The sequence below is a fragment of the Azospirillum sp. P4_B5 genome (assembly GCF_056402275.1).
On sequence record NZ_JBFUHT010000015.1, the window covers coordinates 16,722 to 41,533 of the forward strand.

The following is a 24,812-nucleotide window of genomic DNA, read 5'->3' on the forward strand; positions in this document are numbered from 1 at the left end:
TGCCCTGGAAACGGAACGGGCCGGCGGATCGCTCCGCCGGCCCTTCCTCATGGTCCGCTTTCGCGGTCGTTACGCGGCCTGATGCTCGAGCAGCAGGTTCGCGGCGTCCACCGTCATCATGTGCGAGAAGTCGATCGACGACAGGTCGATGGCGGACTGCACGCCCACCGACTGCACCGTCGCCGTGTCCTGGGCCAGGGTATGGGCCAGCAGGTCCGCCGACAGGGCCTGGGCGCTGCCCGGCGCGTTGATGGTGCCGATGCCGGTCCCGTCGGCGATGGTCGCCTGCGTCGGGTTGGAGAGCTTCAGGTTGAAGGTCTCGACGCCCTCCGTCACGTCGTCGCTCAGCACCTTGACGGCGACCGTCTTGGTGGTCTCGCCGGCGGCGAAGGTCAGCTTGCCGCTGGTCGCCAGATAGTCCGACCCGGCCTTGGCCGTGCCGTCCGCCGTGGCGTAGTCCACCGTCACCGTCTGGCTGTAGGCCTGGGACAGCTTCACCGTGAACACCGCGTCGGTGGTGACCGGGCTGGCGGCGGTGCTGCTGTACAGGCCGGACTTGATGGCGTTGTACTTGTTGTAGTCCACCTTCCAGCTGTCGTTCATGATGCCGCCGGTGTCGCCCGAACCGGGGCTCCAGGCCCAGTAGGTCCAGCTCGCCCCCTGGTCGCCCGCGGCGAGATCGATCTTGCCGTCGCCGTTCCAGTCGCCGTTCATGTACTGGATCAGCTTGGGCATCCACGCCTTGTCGATGGCGGTTTCCATGCGGCTGCCGAACTCGCCGACCAGGATCGGGGTCTCGTCGTTCTGGATGAAGTGGCCCCACATCTGGTCCCACTTCGCCGGCATGTTGTTCGGGAAGTTGTTGGCCTTGAACCAGTCCATCATGTAGAGCGACGGCCCGTAGTCGTGGACCGAATAGACCAGCTTGCCCGGCTCGTTGAACTTCACCTCGTAGTTCTTCTCGCCGAGCAGATTGCCGCCCCACCAGTACCACTGGTTCTGATAGGTCTCGACGCCCTCGACGATCAGCAGCCAATCCTTGTTGACCGACTGGATGGCGTTGCCGATGCGCTCCGCGGCGCGGGCCCAGTCGTTCGGGCCGCCGTCGCCCCAGGTGGCTGGGTTGTGCGGCTCGTTGTGCAGGTCGGCGCCGATGACGGCGTCGTTGCCCTTGTAACGGGTCGCCAGCATCTTCCAGTTCTCGATCATCTTCGATTCCGGGTACTGGCTGGTGTACCAGAGCCCGTTCTCGTTGGCCGACGCGCCATCGCCGGAGCGGTGGTGGTCGAGGATGATCTTCATGCCGATCTTGTCGGCGTAATCGATGATCTTGTCGAAGACCTCCAGCGAGGTCTTGCCGCGCAGGTCGGGGTTCTTCGAATAGTCGATGCCGGTCGGCATGCGGCCATTGTCGAGCATCGCGTCGGAGTAGGGCAGGCGGATGGTGTTGAAGCCCAGATCCTTCATCTGATTCATGTGGCTCTGGTAGCTGTCCATCCACAGCCCCTGCGGCGCGAAGGCGTAGCCCTCGGACCCGAACCAGTTCACGCCGGTCAGCTTCACGGCCTTGCCGCTGCTGTCCATGATCTGGCCGCCCTCGGTGTGCAGGAAGCCCGGCGCGATGCCGGTGGTCTTGCCGGTCGGCTCGGTCACCGACACGTCGCTGACCGTCAGGGTCGGCTTTGTCGGGGTGGGGGCCGGCGGCGTGGTCGGGTTGGAGGAACCGGGGAAGAAGCTCTTGTCGGCGTCGACCACCAGCGTGCCGTTCCACCACAGGCCGGACTGGCCCTTGACCACGTCCTTGCCGTCCAAGGCACCCTTGTCATAGGTGACGTTGCTGTCGGTGGGCATGACCGACTTGCCGTTGATGGTGATCTTGTTGACCAGCAGGTTGCGGTCCTGGCCGTTCACCGTGGCGTCGTTGTCGTACTGGATCTGGACCTTGTGCGCCTGATCCGCCGTGGCGTTGATCGAGAAGGCGTAGTCCTTGGCCGACACGCCGGCCATGCCCTCGCCGACCTTCTTGCCGTCGATCAGCAGGTTGAAATGCGCGTTGACGCCGCCCGCGGCGTTGCCTTGCAGGTTCAGGATGACCTGGGTGTTGCCGGCGGGGGCCGGCGGCGTCGGGACCGGGAAGTAGTCCTTGGTCAGGGCGAAATCGAGCGAACCGTCCCACCACATGCCTTCCTGGCCGGGAATCACGTCCTTGCCGTCGGAGGCGCCGCGGTCGTAGCTGACCAGCGAGCTGGTGGAGGCGACGGGCTTGCCGTTCACTTCCAGCGACTTGACGAGCAGGTTGCGGTCCTGCCCGTTCACATAGCCGTCGTTGAAGTAGACGATCTGAAGCTTGTGAGCCTGGTCCGGAGCGACCTGGGCCTTGAAGGTGTACCGGCCGTCGCTGGTCGAGCTGACCGTCGCCTGGCCGAGGTTGACACCATCCAGGAGCAGCCGGAACTGCGGCCAGATCCCGCCGGCAGCCTGCCCCGAGGCGTTGACGACGAAGGTCGTGTCGACGAGACCCGTGGTGGTCGTTGCCATTGGAAGTAACCTCTCTCCATTTTCGGTGGAGCAAAGGTGGCGCCCAATTGGTTAACGAGGTATTTCGTATTTTAGGGAAATGCGGCTCAAAAGCCACGCGGAGCTGTGAAAAGAATGAGGCGCGAAAAACCGCTTTCGCTGCGGTTTCCGCGCCACAGTGGGGCTTTGCGGCCACGAGGAGGGGAAAGTGTAAAGTCTTGTTACAGAAAGGTTTCCGGAATCCGCCGCCTCAGCCCTCGGGACTTTTGTGAGCCACCATGAAGACCTCCGGGCGGAACAGGTAGAGCTGGCCGAGCTTGCCGAGCTTGCGGCGCAGGGTTAACGGCATCGCCCCCATGACGGATTCAACGGCCTTCACGTAGGCCAGATAGCCGGCTCCGGAGCCGTGGATGGGCAGGCGCTTGCGGACCGCCATCGGGGCGACATAGACGGCCTCCATCCGGGCGAAGCCGGCCTCGCGCAGGGCGCGCTCGGTCTCGCTCCAGGTGTATTCGCGCAGATGCATGCAGATCGGCTCGTCCAGCCCGAAGACCTCCGACAGGTCCATCGGCCCGGCGTGCTTGTGCGGCATGCTGAGCACGTAGCGGCCGCCCGGCTTGAGGATGGCGTGCACATTGGAGAGGTGCACGGACACGTCCTCCGGGTGGAGATGCTCGATGACGTGGGTGGAGACGACGGCGTCGTAATGGCCGCGCGGCTCGAACTCGGCGAGGTTGACGCCGTCGCAGCAGCGCCACGTCACGTTGGAGCGTTCGTCGGTCCAACGCTCCCCGCGCTCGCGGGTGATCTCGGTGGCGACGCAGCGGTGGCCGTGGCGGGCCAGATAGGTCAGCAGCCGGCCCTTGCCCGACCCGACCTCGTAGACGTCCCGCGCGCCCTTGAGCAGCGTCAGGAAGTGGCGGAAGTCCAGCTCGTCGTTCTGCGCCGCCGTGTCCACCGCATCGTTCAGCCAGGGGCACTCGCTGTAGAGGGTGGTGTAGTTCCGCTCGAACACCGTCCAGCGCTCTTCGCGGCGGGAATCCAGCAGCTCGCGGGCGAGCTGGCGTTCCAGGTCCCAATGCTGGCGGACCATGGTTTCGCTGAGGGGGTAGTTCGGGGCCAGACCGAACTTCCGCTTGTAGCGGGCGACCAGCTCATCCGACGTCAACGTGTCCACAGATCACCTCGTTGGGAGAAACGCCGCTGTTCCGATAATCTAAGGGCGCTGTCGGAAATCCTTACAGGCGCGGACGGCGGAGCGGGCCGCGCGATCGGGCGGGGTAGCGGGACCGGAAGAGGTACCGCACCGCTTCCTGACCGGCCTCAACCAGACCGGTTGCGCCCGCGCAGCGCCTGCACCGACGCCTCATAGAGCGGCAGCGGGCGCGACGCCGCGTCGTAGGGGGAGGGGTGGGGCTTCAGCTCCGGCATCTCCCGGGAAATGTAGTTCAGGTCGGAGCGCAGGTGCCACCAGCACAGCTCGGCCAGCCGGGCGTTCCCGGCGATGTCGCCCAGATACTGCCCGGCCAGGAAGGCCATGGCGCGGTCCTTCTCCGCCCGCGACCAGGAGCGCGGCAGATGCTTCTCGTTCACGTCGAACTCGGTGACGTGGATGGGCAGGCCCAGCCGGTCCATGGCCCGCAGGAAGCCCTTCATGCCCTCGCGGTCGTAGGGCTTGCCGGCCATCAGGTGGCTCTGCAGCCCCACCCCGTCGATCGGCACGCCGCGCTTGACCGCGTCGGTCAGCCAGGTCTGGAAATAGGCGCGCTTGCGCTGCTGCCAGCCCTCGTCGATCTCGATGCCGAACTCGTTTATGACCAGCTTGGCGGAGGGAAACTCCTTGCGGATGTGGTGGAAGAAGGGGTCGAGCCATTCCGGCCCCTTGGCGCCGCCGGCCACCACCCACCACATGCCCTTGCGGAAGCCATAGCGGTCCTGCTCCTGGGGGTGGCTGCGCTCGGTCTCCCAGAAGAAGGCCTCGTTCATCACGTCGATGCGGTAGAAGCTGTCGCCGTAGCGCTGCTTGACCGCCGCAACCATGGCGGTGAAGCGCGGCCAGTAATTGTCCTCGGACAGCGTGCCGTCTGAGGAGAAATAAGCGCTCTCGCCGATGCCCAGCGCGCGCTGGCGGCTGGCCGGCAGCGTCATGTAGTCGGGCATGCCCATGTGCTGCCACAGGACGCAGTGCCAATTGGGCTTGGCGCCGATGCGGCGGGCCAGTTCCACCCCGGCGTCGAAGCGGCCCCACTCGAACTTGCCCTCCTGCGGCTGGAAGACGGCCCATTTGCCGCCGTTCTCGGGAGTCACCACGTCGCATTCCCGCGCCATCAGCGTGTCGAGCATGGGGTCTTCCGGCTCGATCAGATGGTCGCGGGCGGCGCCGTGGAGGATGCCGGCGGCCCGGCAGGCGTCGCGCAGAGTGGGGTGGGGCACAACGTTCGCCCCAGTGGCGGAGGCCGCCTCGGCGACGGACGGGCCGGCGGCGGCCTTGCAGCTTGCCAGCACCGCGGCGGCGGCGGCGGCGCGCAGCGCGTCCCGGCGGGAGAGTGAGGTTGTCTTTGGCGAGGTCTGGGCCATGGGCGTCGGGCCTCGTGTGGTTTGATGGAAAATGAAAATCCCCTCTCCCCTCTGGGGAGAGGGTTAGGGTGAGGGGGTTGCGCCTGTGCCGGACGAACCAACAAGCGCACCCCCCTCACCGGCCCTCCGGGCCACCCTCTCCCCTGAGGGGAGAGGGCTATGCGGGCAGAGGTGAAGGAAGCGTCGCTTACGGCGCGGCGCGCAGGGTCTGGTCGCCGTAGTATTTCCGCGTGGCGACGTAGCTGTTGTACGGACCCTGGTAGCCCTTGCTGGCAGCCTTCTTCAAGTTCACGTCGGTCATCACGCAGACGAACTTGCTGTGGTCGATCGGACCCAGGTCGGCCACCGCGTCCAGGTCGCTCGCCGTGGTGTGGCCCCAGCGGGTGACGAACAGCACCTTGGAGGCGGCGCCGCAGACGATGCGGGCATCCGACACGGCCAGCGCCGGGGCTGTGTCGAACACCACCAGATCGAAGCTGGGCGACAGGCCGGCCATCAACTGCACCAGGCTGTCGACGTTGAAGCGGTCCAGCGTCATCGGGTTCAGCTTGCCCGCCGGAACCATGGCGAAGGGCACGTCGTCGGAGGTGTGGACGATCTCGTCCAGCATGGCGTCGCCGGCGATCCAGTCCGACAGACCCTTCTTGGTGGACAGGTCGAACAGACCCTCCATGCGGGAGCGGCGGAAGTCGGTGTCCACCACCACCACCCGGCGGCCGGCCTGGCTGGCCACCTGGGCGACGGCGAGCGTCAGCGAGGTCTTGCCGTCCTGCGGGCGGGCCGAGGTCACCGCCAGCGCACCGACCGGACCGAGATCCGACAGATGGTTGCGGAACAGGGCGCGCAGGGATTCGCTGAACAGCGAGAAGGGGTGGCGCTGGAAGATCTTGTAGAGCCGGCCCTTGGCCCCGCGGTCGCTGTGGTGCGGCACGATGTGGACGGTGCCGACGCCCAGGATGCGGCGCACGGCGTCCGGGGTGTGGATGCGGCGCTGGAGAAGCTCCAGACCGAAGACGCTGAAGATGGCGAGCGCGAGAGAGGCGACGAAGCCGGCCAGCAGCAGCAGGACGCGGAGAGGGCCCGACGGCTCGTGCGGCACCTGCGGCGCGGAGACCAGCTTGACGGCGGCCGGGAAGGCGCGGCTGTCCTTCTGGGCCTCGACCTCCTCCAGACGGCCCAGCAGGCTGTCGAGAAGCTGGCGCTTGGCGGTCGCCTCGGATTCCAGGGTGCGCAGCGGGATGGCCTGCTCCTGCATGGTGGCGTAGCTGCCCTCCATGCGGGTGATCATGGAGCGGAGCGCGGTCTCCTGCTCGACCGCGACCTGGGCGGCTTCGCGGACACCGTTGATCTCACGGCGGATTTCCTGCTGGAGCGAGGAGTTGGCCTCGTTCAGGCGGCCCTGAAGTTCGAGGATGCGCGGATGCTTCGGCCCGTACTGGCGGGAGAGCTGGGCCATTTCCGTGGAGATGGCGGCGACCGTGGCGCGGAGCTGGGCGACGACCGGCGAGGCGATGCTGCCGCCGATGGCGTTCCAGTTGCCGGCCTTCAGGTTGCGCTCCAGCGTGTCGGCCTGGGCGACCGAGCGGGCGCGGATGGCCGACGCCTCGCTCAGGCGCAGGCGGGTCTGCTCAAGCTCGTTCTGGGCCATCAGGCCGGTGCCGCCCTTCAGCAGGCCGCCCTTGACGCGGGCCTCCTCGACCTTGGAGTCGGCTTCGGCAACCTCGCGGCGCAGCAGGACGATGCGGTCCTGCAGCCAGGAAATCGCGCTGGTCGACAGGTCCCGGTCCATCTGCTGGCGGGTTTCCATGTAGCGGCGGACGATGCCGTCCACCACGTCGCGGCTCAGCTGCGGCTCCTTGGAGGTGAAGCGCACCTGGATCACGCGCGACCGGCCGACGATGGCGACGTCCAGCTTGCGGTGGATGCGCGCRATGATCTGGTCGTTGCCCAGCGCCGCGTGCGCCTCGCGCGCCCGGATGTCCTGCGCCACCTCGTCGCCATGGCTCAGCAGCCAGGCGACCGGGGCCGGCGGGGCGCCTTCCCAGAAGCGGTCGGCGAGGCCGCGGCCATAGGCCACCGCGCGCTCGACCAGCGGGAGCGTCTCGTCCTCCTGCGCCGGCGGGTTGAATTCCGGATGCTGGGCGAGCTGGAGATCGTTCACCACCTGGTTCAGCACCTGCGGCGACTTCAGGATCTCGATCTCGCTCAGGATGGCGGCGTCCTCGGTGGGGATGGCACCCACCACCTGCTCGACCTCGCGGACGACGCGGACCTGCCGGTTGTCGACCAGCAGAAGCGCTTCGGAGGTGTATTGGTCCTTGAGCGTGGAGACGCCCAGGGCCGACAGGCCGGTCAGCACCACCACGATGGCCATGATCAGCCACTTGTGGCTGCCCAGCACGCGCAGGATGAAGCGGAAGTCGGGACCCATGGACGGGGTCTGGGATTCGAACTCGCTGCGCCGGGACGGGCCGGGGGAGGCGGGCCATGCCGGAACCGGAGCCGGCATGTTTCCCGGGTTATGCCCGCCGTGATGGCCGCCATGATTGACTTGGGGCAGATTTTCCACGTCTCAAAGCTCCTTATGCATGGGCGCTGGTGCTGGGGCGCTGGACGAACGCATGGCGGCACGGCGCATAAGCATGACGGTGTGGGCGAAGCCGAAAGCGCCGACGCAATAGCGGCGAAACAGACGGCGGGGCTCCTGGACCAGCCGGAACGCCCATTCCAGCCCGATGCGCTGGACGGCGGCGGGGGCCCGGGTGAAGCGCCCGGCGAGGAAATCGATGATGGCGCCGCCGTTGACGATCAGCACCTTATGGTCCAGCGCGCGCTTGAGCTGCACCGCGACCTCCTCCTGGCGGGGCATGCCCATGGCCAGGATGATGATGTCGGGCCGAAGCTCCCGCGCACGGGCGATGTAATGCTCCACGGAGTGAAAGCCGTGCTGGGCATCGACATAGTCGTGCGGGGTCCGCTCCTTCAGCCGCTCGATCCCCTCGTCCAGCCAGGGCGCGGCGGTGCCGTAGACGGCGACCCGACGGGGCGACAGGTGGCGGAGGAGAAGCGGGATGAAGTCGGTGCCGTTCATGTTCAGCCCGACCGGCTGGTCGAGCCACGGCAGGGCGGTCTCCAGCGCCACCCCGTCCCGCAACAGGACGTCGGAGGCGCGGAAGGCCGACCACGCGGCGGAGGACCCCGCGCAGAGGTTCACGCCGTGAGCGTTGAGGAACGACAGGATGGTCGGTCGCTCGACGGCTGACAATGTCTTTATCAATGCATGGCGCTCGTCCTCGCAAGAAATACACCGTATTCTCTCGATCAGTGCCAGGACGTCACGAGGGGTCGGCATGCACATCTCCTAACCAAATCTGCGAAGCGACGACTGTTACGTTGTCAGTGCAACGATGATGCCCGACGGTTTGCGGTGCAGTAAGACGATATTGCTTGCTAACACTTTCGATTGGTGGCAGCCGGTAAGAGCGCTGCCGGTTACCCCTTTCGACGCGACCGCTCGGACAACAGGGAATGATGTGGCCGGCACCGCCCCTTTTTCGCAGCGGTGGGATGGGAGAGGGGAAAGTTCAGGCGAATTAGCCCGGCCACGCCGGTGGAACCCCTGAATCGGCTTGCCCTATCCTATGGCTCCGACCATATAGGTACGCCCGTGGGGTGCCGGTGTGCAGAATAGGGGGTGGGCGTCCGCCCCGCGGCACGGCACTGTTCGAGGTCCGGCAAAGCCCCCTAGGACCGCCAGCCCCAACCAGTTCCTTGAATCCCCAGGCCGATCTCTCCGGGGGCGGCGACGGAAGAAGACCAGTCCATGAGCAACGACGAAACCACCCCTCGCCAACCGGGCACCGCCGACGAATTCGACCGCCGCGACGCGCTGCGCGCCATCGCCGCGGTGGTGCGCGGCGACGGGATCGAGGTGGATGCCGACAGCACCCCGGCCCGCTGGTCGGTCGCCGTCGTCCACGAGGTGGTCGTTCCCGGAACCGACCGGAAGCTGAAGCTGCGCTTCCGCGTGGCGCTCGGCCCGCTGCCCGACATCGAGGCGGACCTCTGGGGCCTGATGACCGCGGAGGAGGGCTTCGGCCGTCCCCAGGCGAAGGCGCTGGGCAAGCGGGTCAAGGCGGCCTGCCTGTCCTCCGCCGCCATCGAGAAGGCGCGCGGGCGGGTGGACGGCTGGTTCGCCTCCATGGCCCAGCGCGCCAACGGCTTCGGTGAGGCGTGGCGGCCCAAGGGTTTCGCCGACGAGCTGGGCCGGGTGATCGGCTTCGGCGGGCGCATCCCGCGCCTGCAGACCCTGCTGGACGCGCTGGAGGAGGCCTTCTCCACCGCCGCCGCCCGCGCCGGCCTGAAGGTTCGGCGGGAGCGGCTGGAGAACGCCTCCGGCCTCGGCGTCTATCTCGACAGCTTCGCCACGGCCCGCGCCATGGTGCGCAAACTGCGGCTGTTCGTCGGCCCGACCAACTCCGGCAAGACCCACGCCGCCATGGACCGGCTGGCCGAGGCGCAGAGCGGCTGCTACCTCGCCCCGCTGCGCCTGCTGGCGCTGGAGGGGCAGGAGGCGCTGGAGACGCGCGGGCGCCCGTGCAGCCTCGTCACTGGTGAGGAGCGCGACGTGCGGCCCGGCGCCTCCTTCACCTCCTCGACCATCGAGATGGTCAACACCTCGAAGGTCTGGGGCGCCTGCGTCATCGACGAGATCCAGATGATCGGCGACCCCGACCGCGGTTGGGCCTGGACCCAGGCGGTGGCCGGCGTGGCCGCCCCGGAAATCCTGATGACCGGCTCCGCCGACGCCATCCCCTACGTGCAGCGCCTCGCCACCGCGCTGGGGGAGGAGCTGGAGGTCGTGGAGTTCACCCGCAAGTCGCCGCTGCGCGTGCAGGAGGAGCGGGTGCCGCTGGAGAATGTCCGCCGCGGCGACGCGGTGATCGCCTTCTCGCGCAAGGACGTGATGGGGCTGCGGCGCGAGCTGCTGGCCCGCGACCACACGGTGGCGGTGATCTACGGCGCCCTGTCGCCGGAGGTGCGGCGGGCCGAGGCGCGGCGCTTCCGCGACGGCTCGGCCGACGTGCTGGTGGCGACCGACGCCATCGGCATGGGGCTGAACCTGCCGGTCGCCCGCGTCGTCCTGTCGACCACCCGCAAGTATGACGGGCGGGAGGAGCGCGACCTGAATTCCTCCGAAATCCGCCAGATCGGCGGGCGGGCGGGGCGCTTCGGCATGCACGAGGAAGGCCGCGTCGCGGTGCTGGAGGGGGAGAACATCAACCCGGTGCGCCGGGCGCTGACCACCCCGCCGGTCCCGCCGGAGGACCCGCGCGCCTGGATCAGCCCCAACCTGACCCATGTCGAGGCCATCGCGCGCGAGTTGGACACCGACAGCCTTGCCAAGGTGCTGCGCACGGCGGGGCAGGAGCTGCTGCGCGCCAACCAGACCTTCCGCATGACCGACCTGGAGCAGCGCATCCAGGCCGCCACGGCGGTGGACCGGGCGAAGCTGCCGCTGGCGGAGCGCGACATGCTGGCGCGCTGCCCGATCGACGTGCGCGACCAGAACAATCTGCGCCTTCTGGCGCTGTGGGCGACGAACCAGGGCAAGGGCGTTGCCAATTCCGCCCCCGACGCCGCCGAGCGCTTCCACCACCGCGTCGGCACCGACGTGGAACTGGAGAAGGCGGAGCGCGCGGTGAAGGAACTGACCGCCTACGCCTGGCTGGCCTACCGCTTTCCCGACGCTTATCCGGACATGGACCTGTGCCAGGAGCGCCGGGCCATGCTGAACGCCTTCATCGAGCGGACCTTGGCTGAACGCTCGCTGGCCCGCGCCTGCCCGGTCTGCGGCACACGGCTGAAGGCCAACCACCGTTTCCGGGTCTGCGACAATTGCTACGCCGGGCGTGTGGAGGAAAGGCAGGGTGAACGGCATGGCCGTCGCGGTGCCAACGGCGGCCCGCGCAGGGATGGCCGAGGCAGCGCGCCGTCGGACAACGCATCCGGTCAGCCGCAACCGCCGCAGGGTGGGCACCCGCACTTCCACCATCCCTTGCCGGGCCGCAAGCGCGGGAAGGGCGGGGCCGGTCACCGCGGGCGGAGGCCGGCCTCGTCCTAGACGCCCGGCCCGCCGCTTTCCATGCGATCGAACTCGCCGGCCTTGGAGCCGGTTCATCCATGATGTGATTTCACGGACTTCTCTGCCCCCTCGTCCTCCAAGAGCGACCGGTGGTTCCCGTTTCGGGCGCTTCCGCCGGCGGGAAGAGGGGGCAGAAGATGTTTCACATAATCTACAACCTGATCAATTCCGCGAATTGCAGTGGAATGGCGCCTGAACCGGCCGACGGCGGCGGATTCACCAACGCCACCCTGCCGGACGGCATGGCGATGCCTGGCTTCTACATCATCGTGAACACGCTGACGAACAACCGCTACATCGGGATTTCAGGAAACATCAGGGAGCGCTTCAAGACGCGGCTCGCCACCGTGACGGAGATGGGCTTCAACGCTGCGGTGATGCGGGCGATCGGGGTAACCTGGGGGAGGGTTCAAGCACTGGACTCCGACCGCGATCAAGTGCTTGAACTCCCAACGGGTCCGGTATGGAATCCCATCAACCACGGTGCGGTCATCCCGCCCGGAGACGACAGCACCTTCAAATTGACGCTGGACGGCGTCGACATCAACCTGGAGAGACTGCTGATCCGCTTCGTCTTGATCCAGTTGGGCGCCGGAGGGACCGTGTCGAACAACCAGATGGCGGCCACCCCCTATGTCAACCCCACGCAGAACACGATCAGGGTCTGGCTGGGCTGGGACGGAATGGGCGGGCTGTTCGATCCCGGCTGGCAGAGGGCCGATTGGCTTCCCGGCGACGACGGCGCTTGGTGAGCCTTCGGCCCGGACGCCCTGGAACGGTCCGGCCCGATCAGGCGACCGCGCTGCCGGTGTCTACCTCCCTGTCCGGGCCGGTCCAGGCGATCTCCTCCACCGCGCCGCCTTCGGTCAGGAAGTAGCGGCGCAGCGGGACCAGATCGGCGCCAAGCTCATAGACCAGCGGACGACTGGTGGGAATTTCAAAGAGCGGAATGTCCTGGTCGGGCACCTTGTCCAGATGCTTGACAAGGCCGCGCAGGCTGTTGCCGTGGGCCGACACCAGCACCCGCGCACCCAGCCGAAGGGCCGGGCAGATGCCTTCCTCCCAGAAGGGGATCACCCGGTCCGTGGTGTCCTTCAGGCTTTCGCCGCGGGGCAGATTCGCGCGGCCGATGCCGGCGTAGCGCCGGTCCGACACCGCGGAGCACGGGTCCTCGGGCTCGACCGGAGGGGGCGGAACGTCCCAGCTCCATCGCCACAGGAAGACCTGATCGGCGCCGTGGCGGGCCGCCGTCTCCGTCTTGTTCAGCCCCTGGAGCGCGCCGTAATGACGCTCGTTCAGGCGCCAGTGCTTGTGCACCGGCAGCCACATCCGGTCCATGTCCTCCAGAACGATGTCGAGCGTCCTGATCGCCCGCTTCAGGACGGAGGTGAAGGCCACGTCGAAATCGAATCCGGCCTGCTTCATCAGACCGGCGGCGTGGCGGGTCTCGGCCATCCCTTGTTCGGTGAGATCGACGTCGGTCCAGCCGGTGAACAGATCCGAGCGGTTCCAGACGCTCTGACCGTGCCGCAGCAGCACGAGCCGATGCATGGTCCCTCCTCCTGACGTGACGGTGTCTCCTTCCGGGAACGGGAGGGCGGCGGAAGGGTTCCGGACGCGGAGTCACAAAGGGCGCGGCTTTATGTCAACTTGGAAACACGCGCGACACATTCGGACAACAAAGGCGGGGTAGCCTGCGGAGCAAGCGAAATTATCCGTCCGGCGCCTGCGCAGCCGGACTGCGACGCCGAGCCAACTTGCGTTCCGAGGCCGCCATGCAGCATCATGACCTCCTCTCCAGGACCGTTTCGACCGATCGGGACATCACCCTGGAGGCGCTTCGTGTGTTCACCTACCTGAGCCGGCGGCTCCACTTCGACCGTCCCGTGCCGGTGCTTCAGTCCGAATTGGCTGACGCGCTCGGCATGCAGCGGCCCAATGTCAACCGGGCCATCAAGCTGCTGGAAACCAAGCAGATCCTTCTGCGGGATTCCAAACTGGGGCGTGCGATCACGTTCCGGTTGAACCCGGAACTGGAGGGCGGCCGGGCCTGAAACTGGTCCGGAATGATTTTCGAAACGCGTCACCTTGTCTTCACGAACTCGGCCCTCAAGAAAGCCTTCGGCTGGTACCAGAAGGTGCCGAATCAGACCGATCTTCCGTTGGGCATGATCTCCTCCGTCGTTCCGAAATCGGACGGGGGCGTGGTGGTCATGGTGCAGCAGGGGGCTGCGAAGGTGCGGGACGTCGCCTTCATGCCCAGCAAGACGCTCGGCATCCTCCTGCTCTTCTGCCGTCGTCAGAAAATTCCCATCCCACGCGACGCCGACAAGGACATCTTCCCGTCCGACGACGGGATCATGCTGACGATCCGCGGCAGTTGCAGCACCACGCCGCCGCCGCCGTGACCTTGCCCCGCCCGCTCAGTCGGTTCCGCAGCCGGCGGGTTGGGCCACGGCCAGGGGAATGTCCGCCTCGGTGAACCGAAAGCCGTGACCGGCGGCGAAATCGACCAGATCGCCCAGAGTCAACAGGCCGCGCGACGCCCGCCGCAACGCCGCGCGCAGGGCCGGGTCGGCCTCGGTCGCGACCAGGAATCGGATGTAGTCGCCATGACACATGCTCAGACCTCCTGGAGTCGTTGCGGTCGTTCTTGGCCCTGGAGCACGGGAACGCGGCCAATGCGGCGTTGCGTACACAAGCAATGGCCCAGGACAGACTGTCCGATGTCTTGATATCGCCGATTTGCCTAAAATTGTAGACAAAAATGAGAAAGGAACGGTGCGGCGTCCGGCCGCACCGTACCTTGATGGCCTATCCCGACCCGTCGATCACTCGCCCGGCTGATGCACCGTCTCGGCTGGGCTGGCGCCCGACGCGATGCTGTCCGGCGTGATGGCCGCCACCGGCTCACCGGGCCCGGAGGCGGCGCGCAGAGCCCGCGCGGCGGCCTTCAGCCCGATGTCGGAATGGCGGTCGGGCATCAGCTCGAACAGCAGCAGGGAGCGCCCGTTGACCGGGATCTCATCGCCGGTCTGGGCAGTGGCGACCTCCAGACGGTCGGGCTCCGTGGTGTCCACCAGGGTCAGCCAGCGGCTGCCGCCGGCGACCTCCGGCAGCTTGAAGGGCACCACGTCGTGGTAGGCGTTGATGATCAGCAACAACGTGGCGTCGGACGCCACCTTCTTGATGCCGGTGGCCTGCGCCCGCCCGTCGAGCAGCATGCCCAGGCAGCGCGCCATGGGGTCCTGCCACTGCTCGGTCGTCTTCTCCTCGCCGGCGGGGGTGATCCAGGTGAGGTCCTTCACCTCCAGGTCGGGGTTGTAAGCCCCGGTGAAGAAGCGCCCGCGGCGCAGCAACGGATGGCTCTGCCGCAGCCCGATCAGGTGGCGGACGAAGTCGGTCAGCGCCCAGCCCTCGTCGCTGACGCCCTCCCAGTCGATCCAGCTGATCTCGTTGTCCTGGCAATAGGCGTTGTTGTTGCCGTTCTGGCTGCGCGCGAACTCGTCGCCGGCCAGGATCATCGGCGTGCCCTGGGACAGCAGCAGCGTGGCCAACAGGTTGCGCATCTGGCGGAAGCGCAGGGCGTTGATCTCCGGATCGTCGGTCGGCCCCTCCGCCCCGTGGTTCCAGGAGATGTTGTGCGAATGGCCGTCGCGGTTGTCCTCGCCGTTCGCGTCGTTGTGCTTGTCGTTGTAGGAGACGAGGTCGTGCAGCGTGAAGCCGTCATGGGCGGTGACGAAGTTGACGCTGGCCCAAGGCTTGCGGCCTCGTCGGTTGAACATATCCGCCGAGGCGGCCATGCGGGTCGCCAGTTCGGGCAGCTTGCCCTCGTCGCCCTTCCAGTAGGAGCGCACGGTGTCGCGGAACTTGTCGTTCCACTCCGCCCAGCCCGGCGGGAAGCCGCCGACCTGATAGCCGCCGGGGCCGCAGTCCCACGGCTCGGCGATCAGCTTGACGCGCGACAGCACCGGGTCCTGCCGGCAGGCGTCGAGGAAGCCGCCGCTGTGGTCGAAGCCGTAGGTCTCCCGCGCCAGGATGGTGGCGAGGTCGAAGCGGAAGCCGTCCACATGCATCTCGGTCACCCAGTAGCGCAAGCTGTCGGTGACCATCTGGAGGACGCGCGCATGCACGAGGTTCAGTGTGTTGCCCGTGCCGGTGTCGTTGATGTAGTAGCGCGGGTCCGGCGCCAGCCGGTAGTAGGAGGCGTTGTCGATGCCCTTGAAGGACAGCGTCGGCCCCATCTCGTTGCCTTCGGCGGTGTGGTTGTAGACGACGTCGAGGATCACCTCGATCCCGGCGTCGTGCAGGCGGGCGACCATCTCCTTGAACTCGTGGATCGCGCCGGTCGCCATATAGCGCGGGTCGGGCGCGAAGAAGGAGATGCTGTTGTAGCCCCAGTAGTTGCGCAGCCCCTTCTCCAGCAGGTAGCGGTCGTCGACGAAGGCGTGGACCGGCAGAAGCTCCACCGCCGTGACGCCCAGCGAGCGGATGTACTCCACCACCTCCTGCTGGGCGAAGCCGGCGAAGGTGCCGCGGTACTGCGGCGGCACCGCCGGGTGCCGCATGGTGTAGCCGCGCACGTGGGTCTCGTAGAAGATCGACTTCTCCCAGGGGATCGCCGGGTGGCGGTCGTGGCCCCAGGTGAAGGCCGGGTCGATCACCACGCATTTCGGCATGCCGGGGGCGCTGTCGCGCCGGTCGAAGGACAGGTCGCCGCGCGGCGAGCCGACGCGGTAGCCGAAATGCGCGTCCGACCAGCGCAGCGGTCCGACCATATGCTTGGCGTAGGGGTCGAGCAGCAGCTTGTTCGGGTTGAAGCGGTGGCCCGCCTTGGGCTCGTACGGCCCGTGCACGCGGTAGCCGTAGACCGTACCGGGGCGGGCGTCCGGCAAATAGCCGTGCCACACCTCGTCGGTGTATTCGGGCAACTCGATCCGTTCCAGCTCGCGGCGTCCGTCCTGGTCGAACAGGCACAGCTCCACCTTGGTGGCGTTGGCGGAAAACAACGCGAAGTTGACGCCCAGCCCGTCCCATGTGGCGCCGAGGGGATAGGGAAGACCTTCCCGGATGCGGGACTGGCGGAAAACCTTAGGAGCGAACGGCGGCTTCTTCACGGTTGAACCTCGTGTGGGCGCGTTGCGGCATGAAGCAGCACAGGAACGCGCAGACCGCCTTGGTGATCCCGTCATCGGCACAATTTCCGATGTTCGGCGAAGCTTCAACTCCTGGCCGAACCATTTCGTGCCACCTCACCCAAAGAGTGGGTCCGGTATGAGCATTGTCATAGTCGTCATGGCAGGTCGCGCCGATATCTATCGCGTGCTATCATCGGTTCCAGACAATAAAGGCAAATAAACTTCTAGGGGATGTCCGGGAGCTGTCCGACATAAGACCAAGGAAGCGGGTGTAACGCAAATGACAACTTTCGCTGTGCCGCGTCATCACCGCTTCTTTCGTGCTGAAGACGTGGCGAGTTCAGCGTCCAGCAGTTCCGAAGGCCAGTCCTCTCCGGCCTTTGCGGCTCATGAGCGATTTTCTATCCAACAATCCGTAGACCATTGAGTCCGCTCTCCACACATCGGTCATCGCCCCCGGCTCCGGCATCGTCGGTGCCCGGCGGCATCGTGCATTCGGCGGACCGGCGGCGCCGCTCCCGATCCGCCTCACCAAGACGCCCCCGCCCATGATCCGGCTTTCGGTCAACGCCCTGCTCAATTTCCACCCGAAGGCCATCCTGACGGCCATCGTCCTGGCGATGACCCTGCTGGGCGGCGCGGCCTGGGGGTCGCTGTCGCTGGTCGATTACGTCAACACGCTTGACCGGGCCGAGCGCGGCACCCGGCAGGCCGCGGCCTTTCTCGAAGGCCACGCCGACGCGGTGCTGGACGGTGGCGCCGCCGTCCTGGCGCGGGTGGCCGACCGGCTGGAGGGAGGTGGGCTCGCGTCGCTTTCCGACAGCGCCCTGGGCAGCGCCCTGGGAGAGGCGCTGGCGGCGTCGCAGTTCGCCGTGCTGTCCATCCTGGACGCCGACGGCCGGACGGTGTTCGGCCCCTCCATCGAACCGGACGGCGGCACCGCCAGCCTCTTTCACGGGGCGGCCGGCGGGTTGGAGCTGTTGCATGGGCAGGTCGACGGGCAGGATTCCATCCTGATGGTCCGCCACATCCTGGGGCGCGGGGGCGCCGTGGACGGCGCGGTCCTGCTGGCGCTTCCCTCCTCCAGCCTGCACACGGTTCTCGATGTCTTCAGCGACGGGCGGCACAGCGTCGCGGGCCTGTTCCGCCTGGACGGCACACGGCTGGCCGGCATTGGAGGGGCTGGGATCGGCGGCATCGGCCCGCTGCCCACGCTGGAGCCGGGGGCGGAAAGCGTCGAGGGCGACTGGACCATCGGCGGTCAGGACGGCGGAGAAGGCGTGGTCATCGGCCTGAAGCGGATGCGCGACTTTCCGGCGGTGGCGGCGGTGGCCCTGCCGCGCGCCGTCGTTCTGGAGCCGTGGAGCAGCCGTCTGCAGCACGGCTTCACGATGGTCGGCGTCAGCGTCATCGCGCTGTTCGGGCTCGGCGCACTGGGTTGGGCCAGCCTGCGGCGCGAGGCGGCGGCCCGCGACGCCCTGCGCGACGCCAACGCCCGGCTGGAGCAGCGGGTGGAGGAGCGCACCGCCGACCTGCGCTCCCTGAACCAGAAGCTGGTCCGCGCCCTGGCCGAGAAGGAGCGCGCCAATCAGGCCAAGGCCCGCTTCCTGTCGGCGGCCAACCACGACCTGCGCCAGCCCTTCCAGGCGTTGCGCTTGTTCCATCACCTCCTGATGGAGCGGCTGAAGGAGTCGCGCGAGCGGTCCATCGCCGAGAAGATGGGCGAGGCGCTGGACAGCGGCGAGAAGCTGCTGCACGCGCTTCTGGAGGTCGCCACGCTGGACGCCGGGGTGGTCCGCCCGAACATCGCCGAGGTGTCCATCGCCACCGTCCTGGACGGCGTGGCGGCGGAGTTCCGGGGACTGGCGGCGGACAAGCGGCTGGATTTGCGGGTGCGCGGCTGCGCCGCCATGGTGCGCACCGACGCCACCCTGCTGACCAGGATGCTCGGCGATCTGCTGCGCAACGCCATCGCCTACACGCCGGCGGGCGGGGTGGTGGTCGGCTGTCGGCGGCGCGGCCAATGGCTGCGCATCGAGGTGTGGGACACCGGCCCGGGCATCGCGGCGGAGCATCTGGACGCCATCTTCGAAGACTTCGTGCAGCTGGGCAACCCGGAGCGCGACCGCCGCCGCGGCTTGGGATTGGGGCTGCCCAAGGTGCGCCGCAAGGCCGCGCTGCTGGGCCACGCGGTGGAGGTTCGCTCGCGGCCGGGCCAGGGTTCGGTCTTCTCCGTCATGGTCCCGTTGGCCGCCAGCGAATCGCGGGCGGACGCGGCGGCCCCGGCCCCCGCCGGCCGGGCGGAGGATCCGACGGCCCGCCTGATCCTGATCGTCGAGGACGACCCGGTGCAGAGCGCCGGGATGCAGCTCCTGCTGGAAAGCTGGGGACACGACGTGCTGCTGGCGGCGGACGGGCCGGCGGCGTTGGCGGTCTTGCGCGCCGCCCCGCGCTGCCCGGACGTCATCCTGTCGGATTTCCGTTTGCCGGGACCGCTGACCGGCGCCGAGACGGTCACCCGTGCGGCGGAGCAGGAAGGGCGGCCCATTCCCGGCATCATCCTGACCGGCGACACCGGCCCCGAACGCATCCGCGAGGCGGTGGCCGCCGGCTGCCGCCTGCTGCACAAGCCCGTCACCCCCGACGTGCTGCGCGACGCGCTGAACGCCTTGGGAGCCGAGCGCGTGCCGGTGCGGCAAAGCCAGTCATCCGCGGCGTGAAGGCCGGAGGACGCTTTTCCCGGCAGGAAAAGCATCCCATTGTGGGTTGCATTAATCATTCGTGAAGGCTGCGAAGGGTACTCTGAAACCGTGATCGGAGGCGAACACGGCCATGCAGCAGCGTCCTCTCACCCGTCTGGATCAGGTCCAGCTCGACGCGGTGGTGCGCCGGCACGAGATGTTCCGGAATGCCCGCATCGGCGGGGCGCGGGCGACGCTGTCCTTTTTCGACCTGAGCGGGCTGGACCTCACGGGGCGTGACCTCGCCCACGCCGACTTCGTCGGGGCCAGCCTGCGCGGCGCCAATCTGGCCGGGGCGCGGCTGGACTGCGCGTCGATGTTCGCCACCGACCTGCGTCTGACCAACCTGGAGAACGCCAGCCTCATCAAGACCGACCTGCGCGGGGCCTGCCTGCGCGGGGCCATCCTGATCGGCGCCAACCTGTTCGAGGCCGACCTGCGCGACGGCTCGCTGGCGGAAAAGGATCGCGACGGCAGCCTGCGCGTCATCCGGGTGGAGGGCCAGCCGACGGAAGCGTCGGGGGCCGACCTGTCCGGCGCCAACCTGACCAACGCCCGGCTGTCCGGGGCCATGGCGATCCACACCGACTTCACCGACGCGCTGATGCGCGGGTGCAAGCTGGTGCGCGCCACCATGCGCGGGGCCAACTTCACCGGGTCGAACCTGGAGGGGGCGGACCTCTCGGGGGCGGACCTGCGCGGCGCCTGCCTGCGCGGCGCGGTGCTGACCGGCGCCACCATGATCATGACCGAGCTGGCGGACGCCGACCTGGAGGACGCCCTGACCGACGATCCGGTGGGCCGCGTCGTCGCCGAACTCGGGCGCCCGCTGGACGAGCTTCTGCACGAGCACATCCGCTGGGTCGGGTCCAGCGGGGCGGAGGGAACGGCGCTCGACCTCTCGGGCTTCGACCTGCGGCACGCCCCGTCGCTGGCCCACACCTGCCTGACCATGCTGCGGGCGGTCGGGGCGACCCTGTACGGGCTGGACCTGACCAGCGTGCAGTTGCAGGCCGCCGTGCTGGAGAAGGGCGACCTGCGCCTCGCCAAACTGATCAACGGCGACCTGCGCGGCGTGAACCTGCGGCTTGCCAAGCTGAACAACGCCGACCTGCGCAAGGCCAACCTGCGCCCGCTCTATTTCGACGAGAAGCGGTCGATGGCCTCCGACCTGTCGGGCGCGCGGCTGCGCTACGCCGACCTGCGCGGCGCCTGCCTGCGCGAGGTGAATTTCGCGGGCGCCGACCTGTCCTTCGCCAACCTGTCCGGCTGCGACCTGACGAACACGGACCTGACCAACGCCCGCATGTTCGGAGCGAAGGTGGACCTGCGCTCGCTGTCCGACGGGGCAATTCTCGACGGTGTGGCGGGGCTCAAGCTTTAAGGAAAAAGGCCCTTCCCCCGGCAGGAGGAAGGGCCTTTCTTTTGGAACCGGTGGCGATTACCAGGCCGGAACCACGGCGCCCTTGAAGCGGTCGAGGATGAACTGCTTCACCTCGTCGCTCTGATACACCTTCACCAGCGTGGCGACCCACGGCTTGTCCTGGTCGACCTTGCGGACGGCGATGACGTTGGCGTAGGGGCTCTCGCTGGCCTCGCGGGCGATGGCGTCCTTGTTCGGGTCCAGGCCGGATTCCATGGCGAAGTTGGTGTTGATGACCGCCACGGTCACGTCGTCCAGCGAGCGCGGAAGCTGGGCGGCGTCGAGTTCCAGGATCTGCAGCTTCTTGGGGTTCTCGGAAATGTCGAGCGGCGAGGCCTTCAGGCCGGCGCTCTCCTTCACCTTCAGCAGCCCCTTGGCCTGGAGCAGAAGCAGGGCGCGGCCGCCGTTGGTCGGGTCGTTGGGGATGGAGACCTTGGCGCCGTCGGGCAGCTCGTCCAGGCTCTTCACCTTCTTCGAGTAGACGCCCATCGGGAAGATCACCGTTTTGGCGACGCTGACCAGCTCATAGCCGCGGTCCTTCACCTGATTGTCCAGGTAGGGCTGGTGCTGGAAGGAGTTGGCGTTCAGGTCGCCCTGCGACAGCGCCTGGTTCGGGATGACGTAGTCGGAGAACTCCAGCACCGTCAGGTCGAGGCCCTCCTTGGCGGCCAGCGGCTTGACCTTCTCCAGGATCTGGCCGTGCGGGCCGGGGGTGACGCCGATCTTCAGGGCTTCGGCCGACGCGCCGACGGCGGTCGCCAGGGTCGCGATGCCGGCCACCAGACCAAAGGCCGCGCCGAGCACACGGGTACGGAACATCTCCAACTCCTCAGGACTTCAGGTTGCGTTTGTTGACGCGGCGGGCGATCCAGTCGCCCGTCGATTGAACGATCTGCACCAGCACGATCAGCACGATGACCACGGCCAGCATCACCTCCGGCAGGAAGCGCTGGTAGCCGTAGCGGATGCCGAGATCGCCCAGCCCGCCGCCGCCGACCGCGCCGACCATGGCCGAATAGCCGATCAGGCTGACCACCGACAGCGTCAGGCCCAGCGCGATGGCGGGCATCGCCTCCGGCAGCAGGACCTTGCGGATGATCTGGAAGGGCGTGGCGCCCATGGATTGCGCCGCCTCGATCAGGCCGCGGTCGACCTCGCGCACGGCGCCCTCGACGATGCGGGCGATGAAGGGCACGGCGGCGACCGTCAGCGGCACGATGGCCGCGGCGGTGCCGATGGAGGTGCCGGCGATCAGCCGGGTGAAGGGGATGATCGCCACCACCAGGATGATGAAGGGGGTGGAGCGCGTCATGTTCACCAGCACGCCGGCGATCCGGTTGAAGGCGAGATTCTGCAGCAGCTCCCCCCGGCCGGTGACGGCCAGGAGCACGCCCAGCGGAAGGCCCAGCGCCGTGCCCAGAAGGCCCGACACCGCCACCATGTAGAGCGTGTCGAGAAGCGCCTTAAACAGCAGCGCGTAGATTTCCGGGGACAGCATGACCGAGCACCTCGACACCGAGCTTGTTGACGTTCAGGAGGCTGATGGCCGCCTCGATGGACTGCGGGTTGCCGATGGCCTCCACCACCAGCGTTCCGAAGGGCGCGCCCTGGATCTCGTCGATCTGGCCGTGCCAGATGTTCAGGTCCAGGTTCAGCTTGCGGCTGATCGCGCTGATCACCGGGGAGGTCGCGCGCTCCCCCGTGAAGGTGATGCGCAGCACCATGTTCGATCCCGGAACCGGCGTGGCCGACAGGCGGGCGCGCAAGGACTCCGGGATGCCGCGGTTGATCACCGGATCGACGAAGGTCTTCGTCGTCTCGTGCTTGGGGTGCGCGAAGATGTCGAAGACCGGCCCCTGCTCGATGATCCGCCCGTTCTCCATCACCGCCACCTTGTGGCAGATCTCCTTGATGACGGCGATCTCGTGGGTGATCAGGACGATGGTCAGCCCCAGCCGCTTGTTGATGTCGGCCAGCAGATGGAGGATCTGGGTCGTCGTCTCCGGATCGAGGGCGGAGGTCGCCTCGTCGGACAGCAGCACCTTGGGCTTGCTGGCCAGCGCGCGGGCGATGCCGACGCGCTGCTTCTGCCCGCCCGACAGCTCCGCCGGGTAGCGGTCGCGCTTGTCGGTGAGGCCGACGAGGTCGAGCAGCGGCTCCACCGTCGCGCGGATCTGCGCCTTCGCCACCCCGGCCAGTTCCAGCGGCAGGGCGACGTTGTCGAACACCGTGCGCGAAGACAGCAGGTTGAAGTGCTGGAAGATCATGCCGATGCTGTGCCGCGCCTCGCGCAGCGCGCGGGGCGACAGGGCGGTGACGTCCACCCCGTCCACCAGGACGCGGCCGGAGGTCGGCTTCTCCAGCAGGTTCACGGTGCGCAGCAGCGTGGATTTGCCGGCGCCCGACCGCCCGATGATCCCGTAGATCTCGCCGCGCCCGATGGTCAGGTCGATGTCGGCGAGCGCCTGGACCGGCTGCCCGGTGCCGCGGGACGGATAGGTTTTCTGAAGCTGTTCGAAGGTTATCATACGCTCTTGGCCTCCCGACGCGCGCCCAGATCGCGGGCGGCGTCGCGCAGGACGGTCTTCTGGATTTTACCGGTCGATGTCTTCGGCAGATCGCTGAACACGACGGTGCGGGGCACCTTGTAGTGCGCAATGCGGTCGCGGCACCATTGAAATATGTCGGACTCAGAGGGGCGCTCCGCGCCGGGCTTCACCGTGACGAAGGCGCAGGGACTCTCGCCCCAACGGTCGTCGGGACGGGCGACCACGGCGGCCTCCAGAACGGCGGGGTGCCGGTACAACGCCTCCTCCACCTCCAGGGAAGAGATGTTCTCGCCGCCGGATATGATGATGTCCTTGCTGCGGTCCTTCACCTCGATATAGCCGTCGGAATGCAGCACGCCCAGATCCCCGGTGCGGAACCAGCCGTCCTTCAGCGCCTCCTTCGTCGCCGCGGGATTCTTCAGATAGCCCTTCATCACCGTGTTGCCGCGCAGCGCGATCTCGCCGATGGTCTGGGCGTCGGCGGGGACCGGCCGGCCGGTCTCGCGGTCGAGCACGGTCGCGTCCTCCACCGCGACGTGGTTCACCCCCTGCCGCGCGAACTGCAGAGCCAGCCCGTCGGCGTCCAGATCCTCCCAGCCGTCCTGCGGCGCGCAGACGGTGGCCGGGCCGTAGCATTCGGTCAGCCCGTACATGTGCACAACCTCGAAGCCCAGCGCCGCCATGCCGGCCAGCACGGCGGACGGGGGAGCGGCCCCGCCGGTCCCCACGATCACCTGGCGGGGGGCGGGCCGCCGCACCGCCGCCGGGGCGTGGATCAGCATGTTCAGCACGATCGGCGCGCCGCACAAATGGGTGACGCCCAGCTCCGCGATGGCGTCGAAGATCGCCGCCGGCTCCACCCGGCGCAGGCAGACATGGGTGCCGCCCGCGGCGGTGACCGCCCAGCTGTAGGTCCAGCCGTTGCAGTGGAACATCGGCAGGGTCCACAGGAAGACGCTCTCAGGCCGGACGTTCAGCGTGAAGGCGTTGCCCAGCGCGTTGAGATAGGCGCCGCGGTGGTGGTAGACGACGCCCTTCGGATTGCCGGTGGTGCCGCTGGTGTAATTGAGCGCGATGGCCTGCCACTCGTCGTCCGGCCCGCGCCAGGGAGCGGGGTCGGCGGCGGCGAGGAAGTCCTCATACTCCACGGCACCCAGCGACGGGGCGTCGGGCGCCTGCTTGTCGGCGATCTCCACCACCGTGACCGGGCGTTCGGTCAGAGCCAGCGCGGCCTTGGCGACCGGGGACAGCTCGCGGTCCACGATCAGCAGCCGCGTCTCGCTGTGGTCCAGGATGAAGGCGATGGCCGCGGCGTCCAGCCGGGTGTTCAGCGCGTTCAGGACCGCGCCGGCCAACGGCACCGCGTAATGGGCCTCCAGCAGCGCCGGGACGTTGGGCGCCAGCACCGACACCGTGTCGCCGCGCCTCACCCCGGCCCGCAGCAGCGCCCCGGCGAAGCGTCGCACCCGGTCGTGGAACTGGGCGTAGGTGATGGTCCGGCGGCCGTGGCGGATGGCCGGCTTGTCCGGATAGACCTTCGCGGCGCGCTTCAGGAAGCTGAGCGGGCTGAGCGGGATGTGGTTCGCGGGATCGGGGGCGAGGTCGCGGTCATAGATCGAGGCGGTGCGGCTGAACGGGCCGGTCATGACGGAGCTTCCTGGAAAGGAGGAGTTTTCTGGCCTTCAAATCCCCTCTCCCGGGACGGGAGAGGGAATCGGCGGA

General features: G+C 67.9%; 18 protein-coding genes. 6 read left to right on the plus strand and 12 right to left on the minus strand.

All coding sequences use genetic code 11. The annotated features are described in order from the left end of the window. Window positions 1–69 precede the first annotated feature (69 nt). From AC1DVI_RS13765 to AC1DVI_RS13785, 5 genes are all read right to left on the minus strand, one after another. A complete protein-coding gene (locus tag AC1DVI_RS13765; RefSeq protein WP_476958447.1) occupies window positions 70–2,538 on the minus strand; it encodes a cellulase family glycosylhydrolase in 2,469 nt (822 codons plus the stop codon). Between the two features lie 229 nt (window positions 2,539–2,767). Then, window positions 2,768–3,694: a class I SAM-dependent methyltransferase gene (locus tag AC1DVI_RS13770; RefSeq protein ID WP_476958448.1), complete on the minus strand. Its 927-nt coding sequence runs from the start codon at window positions 3,692–3,694 to the stop codon at window positions 2,768–2,770. A 146-nt stretch (window positions 3,695–3,840) separates the two neighbouring features. Continuing rightward, the gene (locus AC1DVI_RS13775; protein ID WP_476958449.1) at window positions 3,841–5,094 is read right to left on the minus strand and encodes an endo-1,4-beta-xylanase; all 1,254 of its coding nucleotides are present in this window, start codon (window positions 5,092–5,094) and stop codon (window positions 3,841–3,843) included. Window positions 5,095–5,281: 187 nt separating this feature from the next. Continuing rightward, window positions 5,282–7,603, minus strand: a complete 2,322-nt coding sequence (locus AC1DVI_RS13780) for a GumC family protein (protein WP_476958450.1) — start codon at window positions 7,601–7,603, stop codon at window positions 5,282–5,284. 63 nt (window positions 7,604–7,666) lie between these two features. Then, window positions 7,667–8,359, minus strand: coding sequence for a WecB/TagA/CpsF family glycosyltransferase (locus AC1DVI_RS13785; protein ID WP_145628319.1), 693 nt, complete (start codon window positions 8,357–8,359; stop codon window positions 7,667–7,669). Window positions 8,360–8,917: 558 nt separating this feature from the next. Between AC1DVI_RS13785 and AC1DVI_RS13790 the strand changes: the two genes are divergently transcribed. Together AC1DVI_RS13790 and AC1DVI_RS13795 are read left to right on the plus strand one after the other, a co-directional pair. After that, complete coding sequence (locus AC1DVI_RS13790) at window positions 8,918–11,218, plus strand: helicase-related protein (protein WP_149166961.1); 2,301 nt, start codon at window positions 8,918–8,920, stop codon at window positions 11,216–11,218. A gap of 158 nt (window positions 11,219–11,376) precedes the next feature. Continuing rightward, the gene (locus tag AC1DVI_RS13795; protein ID WP_149166981.1) at window positions 11,377–11,991 is read left to right on the plus strand and encodes a hypothetical protein; all 615 of its coding nucleotides are present in this window, start codon (window positions 11,377–11,379) and stop codon (window positions 11,989–11,991) included. A gap of 37 nt (window positions 11,992–12,028) precedes the next feature. Here AC1DVI_RS13795 and gpmA read toward each other — a convergent pair whose 3' ends face one another. Further along, window positions 12,029–12,790 carry a 2,3-diphosphoglycerate-dependent phosphoglycerate mutase gene (gene gpmA, locus AC1DVI_RS13800; protein WP_476958451.1) on the minus strand — a complete coding sequence of 254 codons (762 nt, stop codon included), beginning with the start codon at window positions 12,788–12,790 and terminating at the stop codon, window positions 12,029–12,031. Between the two features lie 224 nt (window positions 12,791–13,014). On the opposite strand from gpmA, the gene AC1DVI_RS13805 reads away from it, so the two are divergent. After that, window positions 13,015–13,293 carry a MarR family transcriptional regulator gene (locus tag AC1DVI_RS13805; RefSeq protein ID WP_236778250.1) on the plus strand — a complete coding sequence of 93 codons (279 nt, stop codon included), beginning with the start codon at window positions 13,015–13,017 and terminating at the stop codon, window positions 13,291–13,293. A 12-nt stretch (window positions 13,294–13,305) separates the two neighbouring features. Further along, window positions 13,306–13,647, plus strand: a complete 342-nt coding sequence (locus AC1DVI_RS13810; protein ID WP_476958452.1) for a hypothetical protein — start codon at window positions 13,306–13,308, stop codon at window positions 13,645–13,647. 15 nt (window positions 13,648–13,662) lie between these two features. On the opposite strand, the gene AC1DVI_RS13815 is transcribed toward AC1DVI_RS13810, so the two are convergent. Then, window positions 13,663–13,860: a Nif11-like leader peptide family natural product precursor gene (locus AC1DVI_RS13815; RefSeq protein WP_476958453.1), complete on the minus strand. Its 198-nt coding sequence runs from the start codon at window positions 13,858–13,860 to the stop codon at window positions 13,663–13,665. A 210-nt stretch (window positions 13,861–14,070) separates the two neighbouring features. Beyond that, entirely contained in the window at window positions 14,071–16,356 is a 2,286-nt protein-coding gene (gene glgX / locus AC1DVI_RS13820) for a glycogen debranching protein GlgX (RefSeq protein WP_476958454.1), read from the minus strand. A 569-nt stretch (window positions 16,357–16,925) separates the two neighbouring features. Here glgX and AC1DVI_RS13825 point away from each other — a divergent pair. Both AC1DVI_RS13825 and AC1DVI_RS13830 read left to right on the plus strand, forming a co-directional pair. After that, window positions 16,926–19,097, plus strand: coding sequence for a hybrid sensor histidine kinase/response regulator (locus AC1DVI_RS13825; protein ID WP_476958455.1), 2,172 nt, complete (start codon window positions 16,926–16,928; stop codon window positions 19,095–19,097). Between the two features lie 112 nt (window positions 19,098–19,209). Then, window positions 19,210–20,502 (plus strand): pentapeptide repeat-containing protein, encoded by a 1,293-nt coding sequence (locus AC1DVI_RS13830; RefSeq protein ID WP_476958456.1) that lies wholly within the window; start codon window positions 19,210–19,212, stop codon window positions 20,500–20,502. A gap of 57 nt (window positions 20,503–20,559) precedes the next feature. Here the strand turns inward: AC1DVI_RS13830 and AC1DVI_RS13835 are convergent, their stop codons facing one another. From AC1DVI_RS13835 to AC1DVI_RS13850, 4 genes are read right to left on the minus strand one after another with little or no spacing between them, the layout of a single operon-like run. Then, window positions 20,560–21,360: a MetQ/NlpA family ABC transporter substrate-binding protein gene (locus tag AC1DVI_RS13835; RefSeq protein WP_051140568.1), complete on the minus strand. Its 801-nt coding sequence runs from the start codon at window positions 21,358–21,360 to the stop codon at window positions 20,560–20,562. A gap of 10 nt (window positions 21,361–21,370) precedes the next feature. Next, window positions 21,371–22,039 carry a methionine ABC transporter permease gene (locus tag AC1DVI_RS13840; RefSeq protein WP_149472059.1) on the minus strand — a complete coding sequence of 223 codons (669 nt, stop codon included), beginning with the start codon at window positions 22,037–22,039 and terminating at the stop codon, window positions 21,371–21,373. Further along, complete coding sequence (locus AC1DVI_RS13845; RefSeq protein WP_476958457.1) at window positions 22,005–23,069, minus strand: methionine ABC transporter ATP-binding protein; 1,065 nt, start codon at window positions 23,067–23,069, stop codon at window positions 22,005–22,007. The genes AC1DVI_RS13840 and AC1DVI_RS13845 overlap by 35 nt, the downstream gene beginning before the upstream one ends. Beyond that, window positions 23,066–24,736, minus strand: coding sequence for an acyl-CoA synthetase (locus AC1DVI_RS13850; protein WP_476958458.1), 1,671 nt, complete (start codon window positions 24,734–24,736; stop codon window positions 23,066–23,068). The genes AC1DVI_RS13845 and AC1DVI_RS13850 overlap by 4 nt, the downstream gene beginning before the upstream one ends. Window positions 24,737–24,812: the final 76 nt, after the last annotated feature.